Annotated in this window: 18 protein-coding genes and 1 pseudogene; 7 read left to right on the forward strand and 12 right to left on the reverse strand. The window is 70.1% G+C overall.

Annotated elements, in window-relative coordinates; all coding sequences use genetic code 11:
* Window positions 1–27 precede the first annotated feature (27 nt).
* The 7 genes and pseudogenes from CVO76_RS10410 to ssd form a co-directional block, all read right to left on the reverse strand.
* The gene (locus tag CVO76_RS10410) at window positions 28–273 is read right to left on the reverse strand and encodes a hypothetical protein (RefSeq protein ID WP_208739181.1); all 246 of its coding nucleotides are present in this window, start codon (window positions 271–273) and stop codon (window positions 28–30) included.
* Window positions 273–425: pseudogene (locus tag CVO76_RS17615) on the reverse strand (WhiB family transcriptional regulator); the annotation flags it as partial. The pseudogene CVO76_RS17615 and the gene CVO76_RS10410, both read right to left, overlap by 1 nt.
* Before the next feature lie 1614 nt (window positions 426–2039).
* A complete protein-coding gene (locus CVO76_RS10420) occupies window positions 2040–3497 on the reverse strand; it encodes a recombinase family protein (protein ID WP_208739182.1) in 1458 nt (485 codons plus the stop codon).
* 755 nt (window positions 3498–4252) lie between these two features.
* Window positions 4253–4864, reverse strand: coding sequence for a type II secretion system F family protein (locus CVO76_RS10425; protein WP_208739183.1), 612 nt, complete (start codon window positions 4862–4864; stop codon window positions 4253–4255).
* Window positions 4864–5649, reverse strand: coding sequence for a type II secretion system F family protein (locus tag CVO76_RS10430; RefSeq protein WP_208739184.1), 786 nt, complete (start codon window positions 5647–5649; stop codon window positions 4864–4866). The genes CVO76_RS10425 and CVO76_RS10430 overlap by 1 nt, the downstream gene beginning before the upstream one ends.
* The gene (locus CVO76_RS10435) at window positions 5646–6923 is read right to left on the reverse strand and encodes a TadA family conjugal transfer-associated ATPase (protein ID WP_432206093.1); all 1278 of its coding nucleotides are present in this window, start codon (window positions 6921–6923) and stop codon (window positions 5646–5648) included. Before CVO76_RS10435 ends, CVO76_RS10430 begins: the two co-directional genes overlap by 4 nt.
* A complete protein-coding gene (gene ssd / locus CVO76_RS10440; protein WP_208739185.1) occupies window positions 6920–7993 on the reverse strand; it encodes a septum site-determining protein Ssd in 1074 nt (357 codons plus the stop codon). Before ssd ends, CVO76_RS10435 begins: the two co-directional genes overlap by 4 nt.
* A 105-nt stretch (window positions 7994–8098) precedes the next feature.
* Between ssd and CVO76_RS10445 the strand changes: the two genes are divergently transcribed.
* On the forward strand, window positions 8099–9793 hold the full coding sequence (locus tag CVO76_RS10445) for a bifunctional 3'-5' exonuclease/DNA polymerase (RefSeq protein ID WP_208739186.1): 1695 nt from the start codon (window positions 8099–8101) through the stop codon (window positions 9791–9793).
* Between the two features lie 64 nt (window positions 9794–9857).
* On the opposite strand, the gene CVO76_RS10450 is transcribed toward CVO76_RS10445, so the two are convergent.
* From CVO76_RS10450 to CVO76_RS10460, 3 genes are all read right to left on the reverse strand, one after another.
* Window positions 9858–10505: an NUDIX hydrolase gene (locus CVO76_RS10450; RefSeq protein WP_133081575.1), complete on the reverse strand. Its 648-nt coding sequence runs from the start codon at window positions 10503–10505 to the stop codon at window positions 9858–9860.
* A gap of 79 nt (window positions 10506–10584) precedes the next feature.
* A complete protein-coding gene (gene nth, locus CVO76_RS10455; RefSeq protein ID WP_208739187.1) occupies window positions 10585–11388 on the reverse strand; it encodes an endonuclease III in 804 nt (267 codons plus the stop codon).
* Window positions 11389–11452: 64 nt separating this feature from the next.
* The gene (locus tag CVO76_RS10460) at window positions 11453–12793 is read right to left on the reverse strand and encodes a hypothetical protein (protein ID WP_208739188.1); all 1341 of its coding nucleotides are present in this window, start codon (window positions 12791–12793) and stop codon (window positions 11453–11455) included.
* A gap of 283 nt (window positions 12794–13076) precedes the next feature.
* Between CVO76_RS10460 and acs the strand changes: the two genes are divergently transcribed.
* Complete coding sequence (acs, locus tag CVO76_RS10465) at window positions 13077–15035, forward strand: acetate--CoA ligase (RefSeq protein ID WP_208739189.1); 1959 nt, start codon at window positions 13077–13079, stop codon at window positions 15033–15035.
* Between the two features lie 67 nt (window positions 15036–15102).
* Here the strand turns inward: acs and CVO76_RS10470 are convergent, their stop codons facing one another.
* On the reverse strand, window positions 15103–15525 hold the full coding sequence (locus CVO76_RS10470; protein ID WP_133081184.1) for an organic hydroperoxide resistance protein: 423 nt from the start codon (window positions 15523–15525) through the stop codon (window positions 15103–15105).
* 105 nt (window positions 15526–15630) lie between these two features.
* Here CVO76_RS10470 and CVO76_RS10475 point away from each other — a divergent pair, with 105 nt between their 5' ends.
* The 4 genes from CVO76_RS10475 to CVO76_RS10490 all read left to right on the forward strand — a co-directional run bounded on the left by CVO76_RS10475 (window position 15631) and on the right by CVO76_RS10490 (window position 20101).
* Window positions 15631–16212 (forward strand): TetR/AcrR family transcriptional regulator, encoded by a 582-nt coding sequence (locus tag CVO76_RS10475; RefSeq protein WP_208739190.1) that lies wholly within the window; start codon window positions 15631–15633, stop codon window positions 16210–16212.
* 119 nt (window positions 16213–16331) lie between these two features.
* Entirely contained in the window at window positions 16332–17657 is a 1326-nt protein-coding gene (locus CVO76_RS10480) for an MFS transporter (RefSeq protein ID WP_244185890.1), read from the forward strand.
* 7 nt (window positions 17658–17664) lie between these two features.
* Window positions 17665–18150, forward strand: coding sequence for a type II 3-dehydroquinate dehydratase (gene aroQ / locus CVO76_RS10485; protein ID WP_208739192.1), 486 nt, complete (start codon window positions 17665–17667; stop codon window positions 18148–18150).
* Between the two features lie 55 nt (window positions 18151–18205).
* A complete protein-coding gene (locus tag CVO76_RS10490) occupies window positions 18206–20101 on the forward strand; it encodes a dipeptide ABC transporter ATP-binding protein (RefSeq protein ID WP_208739193.1) in 1896 nt (631 codons plus the stop codon).
* A gap of 5 nt (window positions 20102–20106) precedes the next feature.
* Here the strand turns inward: CVO76_RS10490 and CVO76_RS10495 are convergent, their stop codons facing one another.
* A complete protein-coding gene (locus CVO76_RS10495) occupies window positions 20107–21573 on the reverse strand; it encodes a reverse transcriptase family protein (RefSeq protein ID WP_208739194.1) in 1467 nt (488 codons plus the stop codon).
* Between the two features lie 301 nt (window positions 21574–21874).
* On the opposite strand from CVO76_RS10495, the gene CVO76_RS10500 reads away from it, so the two are divergent.
* Window positions 21875–22272, forward strand: a 398-nt coding sequence (locus CVO76_RS10500) for a DUF5996 family protein (RefSeq protein WP_244185892.1), incomplete at its 3' end; no start/stop codon positions are given.

Consider the following 22272-nt stretch of genomic DNA (forward strand, 5'->3'; position numbering starts at 1 on the left):
CCGGCACATCATCGCGCGGCGACGTCATCACGAGCCGGCCAGACGTTCGAAAGCATTTTGCCGGAACCCGTCTAGGAACAGTTCGGCACGATCCGGAGCGAGTGCCACAAGCACGGCGGCGGCCATCCCGCAGGCTGCCCGCGCAAGCCGGACCGGGTCCTCCGATTCGTTAGCCATGATTGCCGCGCCTTCGTCCCCTTCGTTCCGAACGATCAGCCCGACTATCGCGATAGCTTCGAGGTTCGCGATCATTTCCGCGTCGTTAATTCCCATTAGCGTCTTGCCTTCCGTTCGGTTTCAGTCAGGCCGGCCCAAACGCCAGCCCTCTCGGGGTAGTCGTTTTGGTACTGCCAGCACTCAGCCAAGGCCGGGCACCGCCGGCATTCTCGAGCTGCACTCTCCTGCTCCGCAACGTCGGAGGCGCACCCGGCGAAGAAGCGCGCGCCAAATCATCGGAAACAGCGGTACACCGCGGACATGCGCGCGAGCACGTCAGGCAATGACCGGCTACCGTCCCACGGGACCAGACGTCGAGCTCCTTCCCACACCCGTGGCACAGCGCGGCGGGCACCGATGACGACGCATCATCACCCAAAACAGTGGAGCCGGTCTCGAGAGCCGTGTCCCTACTGTTCTCGACTGCCTCACGTCTAGAGCCTTGTCCTTGTCCTTGTCCTTGTCCTATGTCGTCACGTGATTCCGTCACGCGATGACCAGCCCTACTCGTGGATTCCTTGTCTCGGCGGCGTTTGGCCTTTTGTCGGTCGGCATCCTGGCGCTTCCGGGCTTCGAGACCGTCGAGCTGTTCCTTGCTGGTCTGTGTCGTCTGGAAGTCATAGACGAGCCAGCCGCTAGCCGTCGGCACCCACAGGCCAGCATCTACAAGCTTGGGCACGTCGCCAGGCAAAAAATCCGGGATCCAGGGCAGGTCCTCAGGCAGCAGGTGCCCGTCCGTCCGGTTCGCGACACACCACAGAAGGGACATTGTGAACGAACGAAACCCGTCCGAGGACAGCCGGCGGAACCGCCGATCATTGAGCCACCGCTCCGGCATCCGGGCGTCCGTCATGACCAACCCTCCCCGGTATCGAGCCCAGCCGGGACAAGGCGGCACAGCACGACCCGGACAGGCCGCCCAGCAGCAAGGGCACGCCTGGCGGCACGCTCGGCCGCCGGGAGGTTCAAAGATACTCGCCGCCGAATCCGGTCCTCCGACACCCGGACAACGACGACGTACGCCCCCGCCGCCGCGTGCTCTGCGTTCTCTGAGCTCATCGGCGGTAGGCTGACCGAATCTCGTCCGGAGATATCGGAAGCCGCCCCGACCACGTCAGGGCGGCTTTCATCCGTCCTCACTTCTGACCACTATCGCGAAGCAGCGTGGCGAGTCGCGTGGATTGCTCCGGGCGGAACAAGGGCAGGGATTCGGCGGCTTCACGTATGCGTTCGGCAAGGCGTAGTTCTTTGAGGTTTTGACGCTCCGTGACCAGGTCTGGGTCGTCGCTTGGGCGGGATTTCGAGAGCGAGGCCACTCTCGCCCGCGCATGGGTCCAGGTTGTTGGCTCAACAGCCATTTAGTGCTCCGAGGGTACGCTGAAGGTACCGACCCGACGGAGGTCGTATGGCTCGCTAACTCGGCAACGCGCCAGCGCGGCGGCGGTCCCGCAGGTGACCCTGCTTCGACTATTAGTCGTAGACCCTACAACACGAACCGTTAGACGGCGAAGTAGGAGAGGTCGAGGAACTTCCAGCGCAACAAGGCCGCTTCTTCTGCCGCCGGCATCAGCCTTTCGCTTTTCAACCTGATATCACGCGAGCAAAGGCCACATAAGAAACGGAGTGACGAGGCTTCCGGGTTGTCTGGTGAGGTGTTGAACACCCCGCTGTTCCGGTCCTCGTTAACGAGGAGAATGACAGTCGTGGGCCCGGGGTCGGAGCTGTAAAGACACGTTAACTCGTGCAGTACGAAACGGGGATGGGTGCCTCGACCGGTGCAGCAGAGCCGCAGGATCGGTTTCCGAATAGGCACTCCGCGCCGGCTAACCATCCATCGCTTCTTTCAAGGTGATGCTGACTGTCTCGGGGTCAAAGGTCCCACGATAGGGCCCAGACTCCCGAAGCTGAATCCGGAAGACCTCGCGCAGTATCTCCCGCTGAACCTCCACCGGAGAGCTCAGGAACGCGGCCCCCGGGTCCTCCGTGGCAAGGGCGCTGAAGACCGCACGGTTGCCACCGTTCGCTTTCGTCACGGCCTCCAGTGCGGCGATCTGGTTTACTATCTCCTGCCTAGCTTCCTCCCACTCGCCGTCGTCGATTTCGCCACGAGTCCATCGACGGATCAAGTCCTGCTTCATGCTGACCAACCGGGCGATGTCCGCCGACTCCACGGGCCGCTCCGAGTCCGCGAGCCGCTGCATATCCTTTAGCAGTTGGGCGCGTACGTCGGAACGGCCCAAGTAGTGCGAGGTGACCGACCGGACGTAGTGGTCCAGCGGCCCCATGGCGCGGTTCGCATGGCCCCGGATGTAGCGCCCGCCGGCCTGGTGGACGCTACACCGGTAGGAGCGACGCTCAGGGGCTCCGAAGCCCGTCATGTAGGCCCCGCAGTAGCACAAGGCGACACCGGACAGCAGGTAGCGGAACTTCGATTCCGCCTGGCGCGGACGATCCGGGCTGGTCAGGATCGCTTCCATTTTTCGGAACGTGGACAGCGGCACGATGGCTGGCCAGTCGTTGCCCATCACCTGTCCATGAAACATGGACAGCCCGGCGTTGCGCGGTCGCAGCAGGATGCGCCGAACCTGCGTGGTGTTCATCCGGTTGCCGGTGAGTCCGATCGCGCCCGCGTCGGCCCATTCCCGCGTCACGCTGATCAGCGACCGGCCGGCCACGATTGCTTCGGTGCCCGACCGGATCAGCGCGGCCGCGGGATCATCGACGACGATCTGTCCGCCCCGCACCCGGCCTAGAGTGTCCGTAATGGTGTCCACCTTGCGCCATCCGTACGGAACCCTCCCCCCGAGGTACTTACCCGATGCGGCTGCCTGGCGCTTCTGCGCCTTTATGCGTTCGGACTTGAGCTCCGATTCCATCTGGTGGTAGACCATACCCTGCTTCGCAATAGCTCGGGAATGTGAGCTGGAGAGGTCAACCCGCAGACCGTTCACTTGAAGCGTGTCCACGTTCCGTGGCTGGCAGAGGTCGATAAAGTCCTCCAACTCGCGTGTCTTCCGTAATAGCCGTGACGTGTCCCAGCACACGACCGTCTGGACGGTGCCAGTCCGGATGTCCGCTTGCATCCGTTCGAACTCCGGCCTCGGTCGACCTCCGAATGCCGAAATGTCGTTGTCCACGTACACCCGGACGACCTCCAACCCGTTACGGTCGGCAAGGGCCTGACACTCCGCCACCTGGCGCTCCGTCCCCAATCCCTGCCCCGCTATGTCCCGGCTGATTCGGGCGTAGATGGCTGCTCGTGGGCGCTGCATGGTGGTCATACAGAGAAGATTAAGCAGTGCTAGCTTGACATCACAACCGCATATTCGGCGGTCGCCATCCCGGCTTCCTGACCTGTCGCCGGGTCCTTCCGACGGCGGATGATCCGCTCGTTCGACCGCCGGCGTCGAGCCTCCGCCCGACGGCTCATCCGGTCGACCGGCATCGGAGCCGGTGCGACGGCCCCGTGCCTGCCGCCCTCCGGCTTCTCCCGCTCGGCGTCGCCCACCGGATGAAGCGGCGCCGATGGTGCCGCCTGCGAGAGCTCGGACGGCGCAGGACGCACCGGGCTGCCGCAGCCTGCTGCACCGTCCGAAGCGACGACGGCGCTTCGGAACGCCGACCCTTGCACTACCTCGAGCTGGGTCTCCTCTGACATGGACTGTCCTTTCCTCGACGAGGGACACAGGTCCCGCGTGCTCTCCGCGACGATCGCCGCAGGACCAACTCTCGTCACCAGCCGGTGCTCACTCGACGACAGGACGGGCTAAGTGGATAACCCCTGTGCCCGAGGTGCCGCGGTCATCCTGCCCCGGAGCGCATCTCCCCGGAACAGGGGAACAAACGGTCCGACCGGCGCAGCGGAATGCACGGGAACGTGCGGCCCGACCGGCGCATGTGGAATGCACGGAACGAACGGCCCGACCGATTCAGCGGAATGCGCGGGACGAGTGACCTGACCGGCGCAGCGGGACTCACGGTCGGATCCTGCAGCGGGATGCACTCGCACACGCTCCGCGGAGCGCCGGCACTCACATCAGAGGGAGGGCAGGAGCCCCAGGACGACAGGCACGACGCCGAGGCAGATGAAGGCCGGCAGGGAGCACAGGCCGAGGGGCAGGACGAGCTGCACGCCCAGGGCTGCTGCCTTCCTGTCGATCTCACGGTTGTACCGTCGCCGCAGCTGCGCTGCATGGGCGTGGAGGAGCGCCGCCGAGGGCGCGCCCGTCGATGTGGCGAAGCGCAGACCGAGCCGGACGTCCTCCACGGTGCGGTCCTGATCGCGGACGGACCGCCTCCGACCGGCATGGTGCAGGAAACCCGGGGGCGGCGTGTCCGCCCGGCTCCCCGCCCCGGCTTCCCAGGCCGCATCCCACGACGCACCGAGGAGCCGTGCCGTGTGCACGCGGACCAGGTGCGAGCGGATACCGGGCTCGCAGGATTCGGCGACCAGCGACAGCGCATGCTCCACCGATGCTCCGGCGGACAACAGCGCTGCCAGCAGGTCGAGGAGCAACGGACCGTCGCGGATCCCGCCGTCCTGTTCCACGCCCCGTCGCTCCGTGTGGGCCGGACGGAGCCGCCCCGACGACACCGTCATCACGGAGGACGCCGCCGCCAGCAGGGCGAACACCAGGAGACCGGGCATCACGGTGATCCCCCACCCGCCCGCTGCACCAGCCATCGGGACCACATCCGCGATGCGATCATCAGGACGGCGCCGGCGACCAGCGCGAGGCGCCCCGGCGGTGACGCGGTGAGGACTTCCAGCGGGTTGGTGCCCAGTGCGAAACCGAGGACCAGGCCGACGGCCGGCAACCAGGAGAGGAGCACCACCGTCGCCCGCGGACCCGCCAGCGCCGTATCCCTGGCGGACAGCCCATCGAGGTGCGCGTCCAGTTGTGCGGCGTAGTGCTCGAGGATCCCGGCCAAGGGCGCACCGCTGCGCCCCGCCACCTCGAAGCACCCCGCGAGGTCGATCCACAGCCGGTCGACGTGCGCGGCGGACGATGACACCCCGGCACCATTGCTGCGATGTGCAGCCCCTTGGCGGAGGGCGTCGGGAACACCCAGGCCGAGGTCCGCGGCACGCCGTGCTGTGGCGATCATCGGGCGCACGGCGGCCGCGAAGGTACTGCTCCCGTCGGCGTAGACGGCCTCGATATCCGCCCAGAGGACGTGTGGAGGCCGCCCTGCCCTGAGGAGCCCCGCCAGTTGGTGCACGAACAACGGGAGCTCGTGGAGGTCGACTGCCGGACGCCGGGACCTCCAGGGCCGGTCGGGCCGGGAGACCCCTGCTTCCACGGGCGTGCTGCCGGTCCGAGCGGGACGTGTCGTGGTACCCGGCGCCCGTCTGCCGCTCCGGCCCGTGGTCGGCAGCACGAGGACGGTGCCGGCCAGCGCCAGGAGGATTGCCACGACGACTCCGGTCATGGCCCGTCCCCGCTCCGGCCCACCCGCAGGGCGAAGTCGTCCCATCCCGAGGCTCGTCGGCATTGCCCGCCGGTGTCGACGAGGACCGGCCGCACCAGGAGGCCGCTGCCCGGGCCGAGTTCCAGGAGCCCGATGCTCTCCACCCGGCGGCCACGCACGTCGCGCACGACGTGCACCACCACGTCGAGTGCGCTCGCTGCCTGCAGGGCGAGGGCTTCGGGCGACAGGCCGGCGAGCGCTGCGAGCGCCGCCAAACGGGCCGGGACGGCGTCGGCGGAATTGGCGTGGACCGTTCCCCCACCACCGTCGTGCCCCGTGTTCATCGCGGCCAGCAACTCCCGGACCTCGGCGCCCCGGCACTCCCCCACGACCAGCCGGTCCGGTCGCATGCGCAGGGCCTGCCGCACGAGCTCGGTGAGGTCCAGGACGCCGGCACCCTCCAGGTTGCCGTGACGGGACTGGAGCCCGACGGTGTGCGGGTGTGCAGGGTCGAGCTCTGCGGCGTCCTCGACCAGCACCACACGCTCCCGCGGGCCGGCCAGCCCGAGGAGCGTCGAGAGGAGGGTGGTCTTTCCCGTCCCCGTCGCACCGCTGATGAGGAAGTTGAGGCGGCGGCGCATCATCAGGGTCAGTGCCTCCGCCATCATGGGCGCCACGGTCCCGCGGTCGACGAGTTCCGGGAGCGAGAACTGCAGCGGTCTCCTGATCCTGATGGACAGCAGCGTTCCCGTCGTCGAGATGGGCGGGAGCACCGCATGGATCCGGAGCCCGTCCAGCCGCACGTCGACGGCAGGATTGCCGTCGTCCAGGCGCCGCCCACCCGCGGCGACGAGGCGCACGGCGAGCGCTCGTACCTCCGAATCGCCGGCGAAGACGGAACCCACCCGCTGCAGTCCCGCCGCGCCGTCCACCCACACGTCCGAGGGCCCGTTGACGAGGATGTCGGTCGTGGATTCCTGGGCGAGGAGGTGCTCGAGCGGTCCGAGTCCCTTGAGTTCCGCACGAACCCGGTCGAGGGCCGATAGGGTACCCTCCGATCCGAGGAGCCTGCCACTCGACCCCACGGCGTCGGCGAGGGCCGCCCCGGTCGCCTGCACGTCCCCGGCGAGAACGGCCCGCCGCACCGACTCCACCATCGACGCGGCACCCGGGTCCCTGTCGCGTGCCCCGTCGGCGACCGGCCGGGGTGGTGCACCCCGGTGGAGGGTGCCGGCCCCGGGACCGGCGCGTAGCTCGCGCCGGGTCGGCTGCCTCTGGGGGTCGGGCTCCTTCATGCGGCCGCGTCCCCCTCGGCAGCGACGGACTCGACGATCCTGCGTGCCTTCCTGGGCAGGGCGAAGTCGACCATCCTGCCGCTCGCCTCAGCAGTGGCGGCCCCCCGGACGAAGGGGAGGTACGGGAGCGGACCCGGGCGTCCCGCCAGTTCGGCGACCGCCCAGGCGTCGAGGCCGTCGAGGACCGGCCCACGTAGCACCATGGTCACCGGGACGGACCCGCACTCCTGGAGGACGGCGGCCGCTGCGGCGACGCCGCGAGGCCTCGATGGCACGAGGAGGACCAGGCGGTCGCATGCAGACGCGAGGGCCCGGTCACCTGTCCCGGTGCTGCCGAGGTCGATGAAGCTGGTGTCGAACGCGCCGCGCGCGGCTTCCATGACAGCTCCCGCCGGCCCCGTCGCGTCCCCTCGCCCGACGCCGGGCGGGCCGGGTCGCGTGCCGTGCGACAGCACGGAGAGGCCGCCGACGGAGGGCAAGGCGGCGGCGAGTTGCTCGGCACCGAGCGTCCCGCGGATCTCCTCGAGGTCGTGCCACCGCACGCCGGGGTGCTCCTCGATGCCGAGGGCACGATCGAGGCCGCCGCCGAGGGGATGCGCGTCCACCAGCAGCACGGACCTACCCTGGTCCGCGGTGCGTCGGGCACACCAGAAGGCGAAGGTACTCACGCCGCAGCCGCCGGCGGTACCGACGAAGCCGACCACCGCGCCGGTGGCGGCAGGGTTGACCCGCCGTCCGAGGTGTTCGGCGAGCCAGCCCGCACCCTGCGGCAGGATCACGACGCGCGACGAGGCGAGGGCCGCAGCGCTTCCCCAGGCCCGTTGCTCGTCGTCGGCGGTCCCCACGACGATGACCTCGCGCTGCCCGTGCACTCCCGCCGCGGCCTGGTCCACCGCGACGAGCAGCACCAGCGGGTCGTGCGTGAGTGCTTCGGCGAGGGTGGGGACGAACAGGCCCGCGATCCCGGCGGCAGCACATGCGCGCGCCACCTGATCCAGGACGAACTGCGTCCCTCCGGCGAGGACCACGGGCTGCCGCCGTTCCGTCCGCGTCCGCGTCTGCCGAGTCATGCGGCAAGCCTCGCTGCACCGGGTGGGCGTCACCGCAGGGGTCACCCCTATGTGGACAAGGACCAGGATTGAAGGAATGACAGCGCGACCGCCGACAATATGCTCATGTACATAGCCGTGGCGTCCCTGCCGTCGGGTCGCGGTGGCGACGCCGCCGTGGCGTTGCAGCGCCTCGATGCGGAGGGCGGGTCCGTCGGTGAGCCGGACGTGCTCGACCGCGACGGGCTCGGCGACGCCGTCGCCCGCCTGGAGGTCGAGCGCCCGCGCTGGGTGTGGAGCAGCACACGGGACTGGTATCCCGCCCTCCTGACCGCGGGCGTCGCCGTGGACCGATGCTGGGACCTCGCACTGACCCGGGACATCCTGGCCTACTCGGCGTCCTGCCGGCCCTCCCCCTACATCGATTCGCTGAGATCGGCGGCCCCGAAGGACGACGGCACGGAGCCTCCCCGGCTCCTGATGCCACCCCCTCCGCCGCCGAACCAGCGCTCGCTGTTCGACGAGCCGCGGGAGCCCTCCGGTCCGTCCCCGGAGGAGGTCCTCGGGACGTTCCGTGACCAGCTCGCCGCCGTCTCCGATGCCATGGAGCCGGCACGCCTCACCCTGCTGGTCGCCGCCGAGTCCGCGGGCTCGCTCATCGCCGCCGAGATGGAACACTGGGGACTCCCGTGGCGCAGGGACGTGCATGAGGAGCTGCTCGAACGGACGTTGGGGCCGCGGCCCGCGGAGGGTGCGCGGCCGAACGAACTCGAGCGGCTCGCCGGGGTGCTGCGTGCCGAGCTGGGTAGCCCTGCGCTCAATCCGGACTCCCCGCAGGAGGTCCTGCGGGCCCTGCACCGCGCCGGGATCGAGGTGAGGACCACGCGCTCGTGGGAACTCGAGCAGCAGCAGCACCCCGCCATCGAACCGCTCCTGGCCTACAAGAAACTGTCGCGGCTCCTGACGGCGAACGGCTGGAACTGGCTCGACACCTGGGTCCACGCAGGACGCTTCAGGCCGGAGTACGTCGTGGGCGGCGTCGTCTCCGGCCGGTGGGCGTCCCGGGGCGGCGGTGCGCTACAGATCCCTCGGCAGGTGCGCGACGCCGTCCGGCCCGACGAGGGTCATGTCTTCCTGGTCGCCGACGCGGCGCAGCTGGAGCCCCGGGTGCTGGCGGCGCTCGGACAGGACTCGGCGCTGGCCGCAGCGGCGCGCGGCAGGGACCTCTACCAGGGCATCGCCGACCAGGGATTCGGCGGTGATCGTGCGAAGGCGAAGCTCGCGATGCTCGGCGCGATGTACGGTGCGACGAGCGGTGAGTCCGGGCGGCTCATGCCGCAGTTGACCCGCGCCTACCCGCGCGCCATCGGCGTCGTCGAGGCGGCGGCGAGGGCGGGGGAAGCCGGGGAGGGTGTCTCGAGCTACCTCGGCCGTGGCTGCCCGCCCGCCTCGGAGGAATGGCGCGCGAGGCAACGGACGACGACGGCGGAGGAGCAGCGCCGCGCGGACGCGGCGGCGCGGGCCCGGGGCCGCTTCACGCGCAATTTCGTGGTGCAGGCCTCGGCCGCGGAGTGGGCCCTGTGCTGGCTGGCGGAGATCCGGCGGCGGTTGACCGCGAGCAGCATCCCGCAGCCGCGGAGCCGCATCGCCTTCTTCCTGCACGACGAGGTGGTCCTGCATGTCCCGGTGGAGCAGGCCGCCGAGGCGGAGGCCCTCCTCGGCGACGCTGCGCGGGCGGCGACGCGGCTGATCTTCGGTGCCATCCCGATCGAATTCTCCATCACCACGGTCACCGTGACGTCCTACGCGGACGCGAAGTAGTCCGCACGGCCTCCGGTCACGCTTCCGTGCGACGCCCGGCGATCGCGGTCCGGGCCAGGGCACTTCACAGGGGTGCGGGGATCTCCTGCGACCGGTCCCACGGCTCCGTCCAGCCGAGACCGTCGAACACCGCATCCAGCAGCATCGCCGTGAATCCCCAGATCACCGCTTCGGGCGCCAGGAACGCGGGTGTCCGGCTGACGAATCCGTCGCGCCGGACGACTGCCGTCCGGCGGCGCGACGGGTCGAGGAGGGTCTCCACGGGACACCGGAAGACCAGTTCGGACTCGGCGGTGTCCACGACACGGATCGGCGACTGCTCGGCCCACCAGCCGAGCACCGGCGTGACCATGAAATTGCTGACGGGGAGTCCCACGTCGGGCAGGGTCCCCAGGACCTCGATGCCCCGAGGGTCAGCCCCCGTCTCCTCTTCTGCCTCGCGCAGGGCTGCCGCGCCCTCGTCCGCGTCCCCGGCGTCGATCGCGCCGCCGGGAAACGCCACCTGGCCCGGATGGTTGGAGAGCGAACTGGCCCGCATCACGAACAGGACGTCGAGTTCGTTGCGCCCGAGATCCCTGCCGGGTCGTCCGGACCGGCCCCCGTCCCGGGCTCCGAAGAGGATCAGCACGGCAGCGCGACGGCTCCTGGTGGGATCGAAGGTCGCGAACTGCCAGCCGTGCGGCTGCAGCAGCGTGGCTCCGGGCCGGTCCATCGACCTGACCCATCGAGTCAGCTCGTCGTACGCCGTCACCGCCGCATCCGCCGGATCCCCTCCCGGCACGAGCCGGGTCCTAGGCACCCAGGCCGTGCCCGGCCTCGCGGAGCTCTGCCCGGGTCCGGCCGGCCCGCATCTGGTCCAGCAGCTCCTCCCGGCCCGGCGCGAGTTCGTACTTGAGCAGCTTGGCCGCCTTCATCGGGTCCGTCTCGCCCTCCCCGTAGGACGGGCACAGGGCCGCGACGGGGCAGACCCCGCACGCCGGCTTCTTGGCATGGCAGATCCGCCGGCCGTGGAAGACGACGTGGTGGGAGAGCATCGTCCAGTCCTTGCGGTCGAACAGCGCGGCGACGTCGAGTTCCACCTTCACGGGGTCCTCCGACGTCGTCCAGCGGAACCTGCGCGACAGCCGCCCGAAGTGCGTGTCCACGGTGATGCCGGGCACACCGAACGCATTGCCGAGGACCACGTTCGCGGTCTTGCGTCCCACCCCGGGCAGGGTCACGAGGTCCTCGAGCGTGCCGGGCACCTCGCCGTCGAATTCGTCGACGAGCCGCCGGGAGAGCGCAAGGAGGCTGTTGGCCTTCGCGCGGTAGAACCCGGTGGGGCGGATGATCTCCTGCAGCTCGAGCTCCTCGGCCTCGGACATGGTCCGCGCGTCGGGGTACCGCTCGAAGAGGGCGGGGGTGGTGAGGTTGACCCTCACATCGGTGGTTTGCGCGGACAGCACGGTCGCCACCAGCAGTTCGAACGCGTTCCGGAAGTCGAGCTCCGCCACCGCATAGGGGTACGTCTCACCGAGGATCCTGTTGATCCGGCGGGCGCGGCGCTTGAGGGTGACCGGCGATTCCTCCTCGATCTTCGCTTTCCTGCCTGCCACGCGCGGATCTCCTCTCGGTGGTGCTGCTCGAGCCACCGGCCACGACGGGCAGGGGCGGAATGCGTCAGTCGCGGGGAGCGCGTTCGATGTTGCGCAGGTCCCGCAGGATACCGACCGATCCCGTGCGCTTGTCCTGGACCAGGAACTCGCTCCCGCGATCCTCGATGCCGACTTCCCAGTCGCCCGGCTGGAGCGTGAAGACCTCACGGCCGGTCTGTTCGTCGACGACGGGACGAGGCGAGCCGACCGCGAACCAGAACGCTTCAACGACGGGTTCCTCCTCCGCGAAGCGCGTTGCGGTGATGGGCTCCTGGTGGCTCCGTTCCTCCGCGGTCTCCGCTGCGGAGGACCCCGGGAGGTCGTCGCGGACGACGTCGTGGACCCGCGTCGCATCCGCGGCGGGCGTCGTGGTCTGCGACGGGACGGCCTCGGAGGCGTTCCGATCCGAGGAATCGGAGGTCCGCGTGCCCGCATCCTCCGGAGTGGCCTCCGCACCGCGGCCGACGGCGGAGGACCCCGACGGTTCGGCCGTCGTCGTACCGGTGACCGGGTCGTTGTGCGTCGGCGTGCCCTGCGACGCTCCCCGCTCCATCCCGGACTGGCCCGATGCGGCGGCACCGGCACCGACGGCGCCTGCCCCGCCCGCACCGTACAGGCCCGCGCCGTTCTGCAGCACTGCGGCAGCGGCAGGATTGACTCCCGCCGTGCCGGTACCGGAGGTCGTCGAAGCCTGCCGGGTCTTCGCTCCGGCCTCGGGCTTGGGCTGCTTGGGCTGCTTCGGGCGGGGGCGGGCTGCGGTGATGGGGCGGGCCGCAGCGGGCGCAGGCACCTCCGGCCGCTCCGCGAAGTCGTTCCGGAAGACCGGGAGGAAAGGAGCGGTGACGGTCGCGGCCAGCATGGCGAGGGACCCGATCAGCGCGAGCAGGGGTCCGGGGTGGAAGTCGGTCACGGTCTGGAGGAAGAAGTAGGTGGCGGCCAGGACGGCGGTGACCGATGCGAACTGGTCGACGGAGAGGGATCCGACACGGAGTCCCGCACTTCCCAGGCGTCGTCCGGCCAGGAGGGCGAGTGCGATCACGGGCAGCAGGATGCCGATGCCGATGAAGAAGAGCGGGCCGCTGTTCCAGAAGTTCGCGTAGCGCACCATGCCGTCGATGAACGGCAGCAGCGTCCCGATGAACACGAGCGCAACGCCTCCGCCGAAGACGGCCTCACGCAGGGTGAACGGACCGAGCACGGCCTCGCTCGGCCCGGTGGCGCCGGCCTGCCGGGTCGCCGTCGTGCCGGACGGACCGTCCGTGCCGGAGGCTTTCCCGGCCGCCTGCGCGCCCGTGTCCCGTGCGTCGGTTCGGGATGCCGTCGCCTCCTGGCCGGAGGCGAGTCGCCCCTCGGTTGCTTCCGTCATCTCAAACTCCCGTTTCTAGCGCTGGTCACCGGCTGCATCGGCCGCCGGCATCACTTACCTCCTTCCACCCTAGCCATCGGCCCGCGCCTTCTCCACCGAAGGAGATGCCGAGCCGACCGCCGCTCACCGCACAATCGCCGCATCTCGGCTAGGTCCTGTGACGCCGGGCACACACCGGCGGGGAGAACTCGATAGTGTTCCACTGGAGCACGTTGCGGTGCGGCGAGCCGTCGCGGCACCCTGCGTCCTGTCCGTCATTGAACACGTCACAAAGGGGTAGAACATGACCGCCGAACGACAAGGCGATGCCTTCGAGAACCTGCTGCACGAGGAACGGCGCTTCCCGCCCAGCGAGGCGTTCGCCGCGAACGCCGTCGCCCAGCCGTCCCTCTACGACGAGGCACGCGAGCAGGGCACGGAGTTCTGGGCCCGCCAGGCGCGGGAGCTCCTCACCTGGGACCAGGACTTCACCGAGACGCTCGACTGGTCGGACGCGCCCTTCGCGAAGTGGTTCGTGGGCGGCACGGTCAACGCCGCCTACAACGCCCTCGACCGCCATGTCGAAGCCGGCCTCGGCGACCGCGTCGCCATCCACTTCGAGGGCGAGCCCGGTGATACACGCACCATCACGTACGCGGAACTGACCCGGGAGGTGAAGAAGGCGGCGAACGCCTTCGAGTCGCTCGGCGTGGCGAAGGGCGACCGCGTCGCCGTCTACCTGCCCATGATCCCCGAGGCGGTCGTCACGATGCTCGCCTGTGCGCGGATCGGCGCCGTCCACTCCGTCGTCTTCGGTGGTTTCTCGGCGGACGCTCTCCGCAGCCGCATCGACGACGCCGAGGCCAAGCTCGTGGTCACCTCCGACGGCACCTACCGCCGCGGCAAGCCGAGCCCCCTGAAGCCGGCGGTCGACGGGGCCCTCGAGAAGGAGGGCCACACGGTCACGAGCGTGGTCGTCGTCCGCCGCAACAACGAACCGGTCGAGTGGACCGAGGGACGCGACACCTGGTGGCACGACGTCGTCGACGGCGCCCCGGAGGAACACGTCGCCGTCGCGCACGACTCGGAGCACCCGCTGTTCATCCTGTACACCTCGGGGACCACGGGGAAGCCGAAGGGCATCCTGCACACGACCGGCGGTTACCTCACCCAGACCGCGTTCACCCATCGGAACACCTTCGACCTGCGGCCCGAGACCGATGTGTTCTGGTGCACGGCGGACATCGGCTGGGTCACCGGTCACAGCTACGTCACCTACGCGCCCCTCGTGAACGGCGCCACCCAGCTGATGTACGAGGGGACGCCGGACACCCCGCACCAGGGCCGCTGGTGGGAACTGATCGAGAAGTACAGGGTGTCCATCCTCTACACGGCACCGACGGCCATCCGCACGTTCATGAAGTGGGGCCGCGACATCCCGCAGAAGTACGACCTCTCGTCGATCCGCGTGCTCGGCTCCGTCGGGGAGCCGATCAACCCCGAGGCGTGGATGTGGTACCGGGAGGTGATCGGCGGCGGACAGGCGCCGATCGTGGATACGTGGTGGCAGACGGAGACCGGCGCGCACATGATCGCGCCGATGCCCGGGGTGACCGCGACCAAGCCGGGCTCCGCGCAGGTCGCCGTACCGGGCATCGCCGTCGACGTCGTCGACGAGATGGGGGTGTCGGTGCCGGACGGTTCCGGCGGCTACCTGGTGATCCGCGAGCCGTGGCCCGCCATGCTGCGTGGCATCTGGGGCGACCCGCAGAGGTTCAAGGACACCTACTGGTCCCGCTTCGACGACATGTACTTCGCCGGGGACGGCGCCAAGAAGGACAGCGACGGGGACATCTGGCTCCTCGGCCGGGTCGACGACGTCATGAACATCTCCGGCCACCGCCTGTCCACCACCGAGATCGAATCGGCGCTGGTGAGCCACCCGTCCGTCGCGGAGGCCGCCGTCGTCGGCGCCAGTGACGAGACGACGGGCGAGGCCGTGGTCGCCTTCGTCATCCTCCGTGGCTCGGCGAAGGACGACGACGACATCGTCACCACCCTGCGCAACCACGTGGGCAAGGAGATCGGACCGATCGCCAAGCCGCGGAACATCCTGGTGGTGCCCGAACTGCCGAAGACCCGCAGCGGGAAGATCATGCGGCGCCTGCTCAAGGACGTCGCCGAAGGCCGCGAGGTGGGCGACGCCACGACGCTGTCCGACCCCACGATCATGCAGCAGATCGCCGTCTCGCTCCGGAAGTAGCGCCCGACCCGGGACGCAGAGAGACCCCCGCGCGTGCGGGGGCCTCTCTGCGTCCAGCCGGAACGGATCAGCCGATCGTGGCGTCGACCGTGACCTCGATGTTGCCGCGCGTGGCGTTCGAGTAGGGGCACACCTGGTGGGCCTGCTCGACGAGTGCGTCCGCCGTCTCCTGGTCCACGCCGCCGATCTCGGCGTGCAGGGCGACGGCGAGCTGGAACGCGCCGCCGTCGACCGCGTCGATGCTCACCTCGGCGGTGACCGCCGTGTCGCTGATCCTGGCCTTGCTGCGGCCGGCGACGAGCTTCAGTGCGCTGTGGAAGCAGGCTGCGTAGCCGAGGGCGAAGAGCTGCTCGGGGTTCGTGGCGCCACCGGCGCCACCCATCTCCTTCGGGACCGCCAGGTCGACGACGAGCTGCCCGTCGTCCGTGTGTGCCTTGCCGTTGCGTCCGTCGCCCGTGGCAGTGGCGACTGCGGTGTAGAGAGCACTCATGTGGGGAGATCCTTCCGTCGTGGGGGCCGGACTGGCCCCCGCTCCTTCCGGTAGACTAACTAGTAACTCCACCCGACCCAAATCCACCCTCTCACGGGAGCATCCATGAACGCCCAGCCCCCCGTCCGGGAACGCATCCTCGCGTCCGCGACACGACTGTTCGACGCCGACAGCATCCGCTCGGTCAGTGCGGACAAGGTGATCGCCGACGCCGGGACCACGAAGGTCACCTTCTACCGGCATTTCGGGTCCAAGGAGCACCTCGTGGTGGCCTACCTCGAGAACCAGCTGGAGCAGTTGCGGACCGCCGTCGACAGGGAGCGTGCTGCGGGCCCGGATGCCTGCAGCGTCCTGCTCGCCCTGGCCGCCGCCAACGGCAGTGCAGCCTGCCGGCCGGGATTCCGCGGATGCACCTTCATCAATGCGGCCGCCGAGTACCCGGCAGCCGACAATGTGGTCCGCGCCGCCGTCGAGCGGTACCGGGCGTGGTTGCACTCCGTCGTCACGAAGCTGCTGTCCGAGCTCGGGGTGGAGCAGCCCGGGATCGTCGCGGACCAGCTCATCATGCTGCGTGACGGCGCCATGGTGCAGGGCTACCTGGGCGACCCGACGGCGATCACGGAGTCGCTCATCACCACGGGGCGTGCCATCATCACCGCCGGTGCCGGTGCGGCCCTGCCCACCTGAGCAGCCCGGCGGCTCCGAGCAGCGCCGCAGCGGCCGCGCTGCGGACGGACGACGTGCCCGGGATGTGACGTTCGTCCGAAAAGATGGCCCGTACGCCGGAGCGAGAGGATGATTTCAGCGTGTCCACTACCGTGCAGCAGCCCCCCGTATCGAATCCGCGCATGGCCCGCCGCGTCGCCGGAGCCTCCTTCGTCGGAACAGCCCTCGAGTCCTACGACTTCTACGTGTTCGGCACCGCCGCCGCGCTCGTCTTCAACACCGTCTTCTTCACCGAGCAGGATCCGCTCGCCGGGACCCTCTCGGCGTTCCTGGTCTTCGCGATGGGATTCGTCGCACGCCCCCTCGGCGCGATCCTCTTCGGCCACCTCGGCGACCGGATCGGCCGCAAGCGCACCCTGATCTGGACCATCACCCTGATGGGGCTGGCCACCGGCACCGTCGGGCTGCTGCCCGACTACAGCACCATCGGCGTGTGGGCACCGATCATCCTGACCGTGCTGCGCCTGCTGCAGGGCCTCTCGCTCGGCGGGGAGTGGGGCGGCTCGATCCTCATCGCCACCGAGCACGCCGAGCCCCGCAAGCGCGCGCTCTACGCCTCGATCCCCCAGCTCGGGTCCCCCGTCGGCACCATGCTGATCTCCGCCATCTTCCTCGTCCTCGCCGTCGTCGCCCCGGACGTCATGACGACCTGGGGCTGGCGCATCCCGTTCCTGCTCGCCTTCCCGTTCCTCGCCGTCGCGATCTACCTCCGGCTCGCCATCGACGAGACGCCCGTCTTCCGGGAGACGAGCCGGCAGCATGCCCTCCCCCGCGTCCCCTTCCTCGAGGTCCTGAAGTCCCAGCCCACCGCGATCGTGGTCGCCATCGCCTCCGCGGTCCTGGGCATCGGCTCCTACTTCCTCATGGTCACCTACACCCAGGCCTACGGCACCGAGACCCTCGGGCTGTCCCAGGCGACGGTCCTGAACGCAGCCCTCGTGGGGTCGATCCTCCAGCTCGTCACCATCCCGGCCTTCGGCTACCTGGCGATGCGCATCGGCTCCGCGAAGGTGGTCGCCGGCGGGGCGCTCGGGACCGCGCTGATCGCCTTCCCGCTGTACTGGACCATCAGCATCGCGACGGAACCCCTGTACATCGCCGCGATCATCCTCGGCGGGATCCTGCCGACCGCCAGCTGGGCAGCCCTCGGCGGCCTGATGGCGGACATCTTCCGGCCGGCGACGGCGTTCACCGCCCTGTCCTTCGCCTACAGCATCGCCGCGATCGTCGCAGGCTTCGCCCCGTCGATCACCCAGCAGTTCGGCATCGCGACGGGCGCTGCCTGGTGGCACCCGGGCGTCGTCCTCGCCGCCATGAGCCTCGTGACGGTGGCCGGCGCGGTGGGCGCCGTGCGCCTGCGTTCCCGCCTCGCGGATCCGCCGGCCGGTGCCGGGCGTGCGGCATAGTTAGGGCATGACCCCGGCACGCACCCCCAGCATCCTCGTGATCAACGGCCCGAACCTGAACCTGCTCGGCACCAGGGAGCCGGCCGTGTACGGGACGGCGACACTCGACGACGTCGTCCGCCTCGCGTCGGATGCCGCACGGGAGCGCGGCTGCACCACGACGGCGATGCAGTCCAACCACGAGGGCGAGATCATCGACGCCATCCACGCCGCACGCACGACGGCGGACGGGATCGTCATCAACGCCGGCGCCTACACGCACACGTCGATCGCCATCCGGGACGCCCTCGCCGGGGTGGGCCTCCCGGTCGTCGAGGTGCACATCAGCAATGTGCACCGGCGCGAGGAGTTCCGGCACCATTCCTTCCTCTCGGGCGTCGCGGATGCCGTGATCGTCGGTGCGGGCGTCGACGGCTACCGCCTGGCGGTGGACCACCTCGCGACCCGGCTCACCGCTGCGGCCGACGGCGCCGCATCGTTCCCGAAAAGTTAGCCCGGGCCCCGTCGCGTGGACGGCGACGGCCCCGGACATAGGGCACGATGGTGCTATGACGGACATCACTCCCGCGGGAAGCGCGGCCGACCAGCCAGAGAACCTCGACGCACCCCTGCTCGAGGTGCGGAACCTGGCGGTGAGCTTCCGGACCACCCACGGCGAGGTCCAGGCGGTCGAGGACGCGAGTTTCACGCTCAAGCGCGGCAGCGCCCTCGCGATCGTCGGCGAGTCGGGCTCGGGCAAGTCGACGACGGCGATGGCCTGCATCGGCCTCCTGCCCGGCAACGGCCGGGTCACCTCCGGCAGCATCCTGTTCGAGGGCCAGGACCTGGTGGCTCTGCCGGAAGCGAGGATGCGCTCCATCCGCGGCAGGGCGATCGGCCTCGTACCGCAGGACCCGATGTCCAATCTGAACCCGGTGACGAAGATCGGCACGCAGGTCGCCGAGACACTCCTCGTCCACGGCATGGCGACCAAGAAGAACGTCAAGCAGCGCGTGATCGAGGTACTGACGGCCGCCGGCCTGCCCGACGCCGGCGAGCGCGCCAAGCAGTACCCGCACGAGTTCTCGGGTGGCATGCGGCAGCGGGCCCTGATCGCGATCGGCCTCGCCTGCCAGCCCCGCCTGCTCATCGCCGACGAGCCGACGTCGGCCCTGGACGTCACCGTGCAGCGCACCATCCTCGACCAGATCGAGACGATGACCGAACAGCTCGGCACGTCGGTCCTCCTCATCACGCACGACCTCGGGCTGGCCGCCGAGCGTGCCTCGCAGCTCGTGGTGATGCATCGCGGCCGTGTGGTCGAGACCGGACCGGCCGAGCAGCTGCTCAACGATCCGCAGCACCCCTACACGCAGTCCCTCGTCCGGGCGGCCCCGAGCGTCGCCGCCGTCCGCCTGCGCCCCGGCGCCTTCACGGCGGACACCGCGAGCCGGCTCAAGCTGGCCGAGGCCGTCTTCGCGGAGCACGAGGCAGGACACGACGGCGGGGTTCCCACCGACCACGGTTCCGACCACCTTCCCGCGACGGGTGATGGACATGCCCAGGACGCACCCCGCGCTGCCGCCGGAGCGCATGCTGCGACGTCGTCCTCGGACCGTCCGGCCGCACCCGGGATCGACGCGGCTCCCGCCGGCCCCGCAGCTCCCCCGAACATCGTCGAGATCCGTGACCTCACGAAGATCTACAAGCGCCGCGGCAGCAAGGAGGACTTCTACGCGGCGAAGAACGTCACACTCGATGTCCCGCGCGGGCAGACCGTGGCGATCGTCGGGGAATCGGGCTCGGGCAAGACCACGACGGCGCGCATGCTCCTCAAACTGATCGAGCCGACCTCGGGGACCATGACGTTCGACGGCATGGACGTGGCCACCCTCGACAAGGCGCAGCTCAACGACTTCCGCCAGCGCGTGCAGCCGATCTTCCAGGACCCCTACTCCTCGCTGAACCCGATGTTCACGATCGAGCGCATCGTCGAGGAACCCCTCAACGCGTACAAGCGCGGGTCCCGGAAGGAGCGGGCGGCACGTGTCCGCGAACTGATGGACCAGGTCTCCCTCCCACAGAACGCCCTGCGGCGCTACCCGGCGGAACTCTCCGGCGGGCAGCGGCAGCGTGTGGCGATCGCACGGGCCCTCGCCCTGCAGCCCGAGCTGATCGTCTGCGACGAGCCCGTCTCCGCGCTCGACGTCCTGGTGCAGGCGCAGATCCTGAAACTCCTCGGCGAACTGCAGTCCGAACTGGGCCTCAGCTACCTCTTCATCTCCCACGACCTCGCCGTCGTCCGCCTCATCTCGGACTACGTGTGCGTGATGAAGGACGGCGAGCTCGTGGAAGCCGCCAGCTCCGAAGAGGTCTTCCAGAACCCCCGCCACCCCTACACCCGGAGGCTGCTCGCCTCCATCCCGGGCAACGAGCTCAACATCGACGAGGACCTGGCCTCCTAGAGCCGTCACCAGCCGATGCGGTCGAAGGCCTCCCGGAGCTTGCGGCCGCGCAGCGGGTTGAGGGACTCCACCCAGGAGATGCGCCCGCCGAGGTGTGCGCGGAAGTCGGCCTGGCCGCGTCGCTGCGACTCCGGACCGTGGACGAGGCAGTTGTACAGGGTCGCCTTGAGGGCGTCGTAGTCGGCCCGTGCCACGTTCGGATGCGCATTGACGACGACGCCCGTCACGGTCTGCCGTGTCGCCGCGCTGCGGACGCGGGTCTTGTGCCTGTTCACCTCGTGGCCCTCGGCCGCGACGATGCGCTCGGCACCCCGGAGAAAGGCGTCCGCCCGGCGGGCGAGGCCGGCCGGGCCGCTGAAGGCGAGGTCGTCCGCGTAGCGCGTATACGTGCCACCGGCTGCCTCCGCCCAGCCCGCCAGCCGGGAATCGAGCCGCCGCACCGCGAGGTTGGCGAGGGCGGGTGAGGACGGCGCGCCCTGCGGGAGGTGTGCGGCACGCAGGGCCCGGGCGAGTGCGAAGCGCTCCTCCGGAGTGCCGCCGCCGGGCATGGCCCGCAGGACAGCCTCGGGGACGGAGTGGGTGCAGAGTCCGGTGAGTACGTGCGCGGTGGCCTCGGGGCAGCCCGCCTGCCGCAGCACACCGAAGATCCGGCCCGGTGACACGTGCGCGAAGAAGGAGACGAGGTCCAGGGAGATGACGACGTCCGTCCCGGCATGCAGGGCCGCACCCGTCCTCGCGCTGCGTCCCGGGACGAACCCGTGGGCGGCGGGGTGCAGGGGGATCGGGGCGAGGACGAGATCGAGCACCCGGCGCTGCACGGTGCGCAGGCGGATCCCGGGGACCTCCAGAAGCCGCGGGACACGTCCCGGGCGCGAACGCCACTCATAGCGGTAGTGGCGGAGTGCCTGGCTCGGTGCGCGCCGGTTCCAGGACCGGGTGTCGGCGAACCAGTCGAGCTCGCCCGGTGTCAGCCTGAGCTCCCGCGCGAGCCGGCCCAAGTCCCCGGCGCCCGGTGCTGCCGGCGCCCCCGTCCCGAGGTCCACGCGGGATGGGCGGTGCCCCTCCTCCGGGGCGCCTGCGGTCAGGTACCGGGCCGGGGTGATCGGAACGCCCCTCGCGGCCGCTCGCCCGATCGCGTCCGTGAAGACCGGCTGGGCGCGGATCCAGCGGGCGAGCTCACGCGGAGCGCCGTCGGGCCGCCGCGGGTAGCCGGCGAGCACGGCGCGGACGAGCGGCCCCAGCCAGCGCCGCCGGCCCCCGAGGACGGCGGCACCGGCGTCCAGGAGGTCCTCGCGCTGCCAGGCGGGCGCGGTCAGGAATGCCCCCGCGAGGAGGAACGCGAGTCCCGGACCGCCGGGCGCAGGCGTCCGTGCGAGCGTCCTGGCCGCCGCCGTCCCACGGCTGGCCCGGACCGGGCCGCCGCGGGCAGGGAAGGATCCGCCGTCGTCCGGCAGGGATTCGGTGTCGTCCATGGCTCCCCCTCCGCCTGGGCGTCGCCGCACCGGTGTGCGACAGCGCGACGGATCCCGGCCGACCTGTCCTTCTGTTCGGGCGCTGAGCTGCGCGGAGCGCAGTCAGGCGCCTGAGGCGCCCTGTGCTGGTCGGTCTGCGTGCCCCGGGGTGACCCCGGAGAGGAACGCGCACTGCGTACGTGTTCCGCCTCGGCCGGGATCCGTCGGATGCCACCCTAGCAAGCACCACGAACCGTCATGGCCTGTACCAGCGCGGGAAGGGCGCATAGATTGGCCGCACACGACGAGGCGGAGGAGCAGCATGAGCGACCAGGTGATTACGGGAACGACGACGGCGCCGGGCTGGCCGGCGCTGCGCGTCGCGGACTGGCAGGACACGCAGTCGACACTGCACATGTGGCTCCAGGTGGTCGGCAAGATCCGCATGGCGCACGCCCCGCTGGTCAACCACTGGTGGCAGGTGCCGCTCTACGTGACGCCGCGCGGGCTCGGCACCTCCGCCATCCCCTACGGGGACGGGATGTTCGACATCGAGGCCGACGTCGTGGCGCACCGCCTGGTGGTGCGCAGCAGTTCCGGCGGGGACCGCAGCGTGCCGCTCGAGCCGCAGTCGGTGGCGGAGTTCCACGCACGGACCATGGCGGCACTGGCCGAGCTCGGCATCGACGCACCGATCCGGGCCGTACCCACGGAGGTGGA

Source organism: Arthrobacter agilis, from assembly GCF_002953615.1.
Taxonomy (GTDB): domain Bacteria; phylum Actinomycetota; class Actinomycetes; order Actinomycetales; family Micrococcaceae; genus Arthrobacter_D; species Arthrobacter_D agilis_B.

What these genes read in the sequence shown, in the direction of transcription:
- CVO76_RS10410 (WP_208739181.1), bottom strand. Translation starts at nt 273, where the DNA reads ATGGGAATTAACGACGCGGAAATGATCGCGAACCTCGAAGCTATCGCG.
- CVO76_RS10420 (WP_208739182.1), bottom strand. Translation starts at nt 3,497, where the DNA reads ATGACCACCATGCAGCGCCCACGAGCAGCCATCTACGCCCGAATCAGC.
- CVO76_RS10425 (WP_208739183.1), bottom strand. Translation starts at nt 4,864, where the DNA reads ATGCCCGGTCTCCTGGTGTTCGCCCTGCTGGCGGCGGCGTCCTCCGTG.
- CVO76_RS10430 (WP_208739184.1), bottom strand. Translation starts at nt 5,649, where the DNA reads ATGACCGGAGTCGTCGTGGCAATCCTCCTGGCGCTGGCCGGCACCGTC.
- CVO76_RS10435 (WP_432206093.1), bottom strand. Translation starts at nt 6,923, where the DNA reads ATGAAGGAGCCCGACCCCCAGAGGCAGCCGACCCGGCGCGAGCTACGC.
- ssd (WP_208739185.1), bottom strand. Translation starts at nt 7,993, where the DNA reads ATGACTCGGCAGACGCGGACGCGGACGGAACGGCGGCAGCCCGTGGTC.
- CVO76_RS10445 (WP_208739186.1), top strand. Translation starts at nt 8,099, where the DNA reads ATGTACATAGCCGTGGCGTCCCTGCCGTCGGGTCGCGGTGGCGACGCC.
- CVO76_RS10450 (WP_133081575.1), bottom strand. Translation starts at nt 10,505, where the DNA reads ATGGACCGGCCCGGAGCCACGCTGCTGCAGCCGCACGGCTGGCAGTTC.
- CVO76_RS10460 (WP_208739188.1), bottom strand. Translation starts at nt 12,793, where the DNA reads ATGACGGAAGCAACCGAGGGGCGACTCGCCTCCGGCCAGGAGGCGACG.
- acs (WP_208739189.1), top strand. Translation starts at nt 13,077, where the DNA reads ATGACCGCCGAACGACAAGGCGATGCCTTCGAGAACCTGCTGCACGAG.
- CVO76_RS10470 (WP_133081184.1), bottom strand. Translation starts at nt 15,525, where the DNA reads ATGAGTGCTCTCTACACCGCAGTCGCCACTGCCACGGGCGACGGACGC.
- CVO76_RS10475 (WP_208739190.1), top strand. Translation starts at nt 15,631, where the DNA reads ATGAACGCCCAGCCCCCCGTCCGGGAACGCATCCTCGCGTCCGCGACA.
- aroQ (WP_208739192.1), top strand. Translation starts at nt 17,665, where the DNA reads ATGACCCCGGCACGCACCCCCAGCATCCTCGTGATCAACGGCCCGAAC.
- CVO76_RS10490 (WP_208739193.1), top strand. Translation starts at nt 18,206, where the DNA reads ATGACGGACATCACTCCCGCGGGAAGCGCGGCCGACCAGCCAGAGAAC.
- CVO76_RS10495 (WP_208739194.1), bottom strand. Translation starts at nt 21,573, where the DNA reads ATGGACGACACCGAATCCCTGCCGGACGACGGCGGATCCTTCCCTGCC.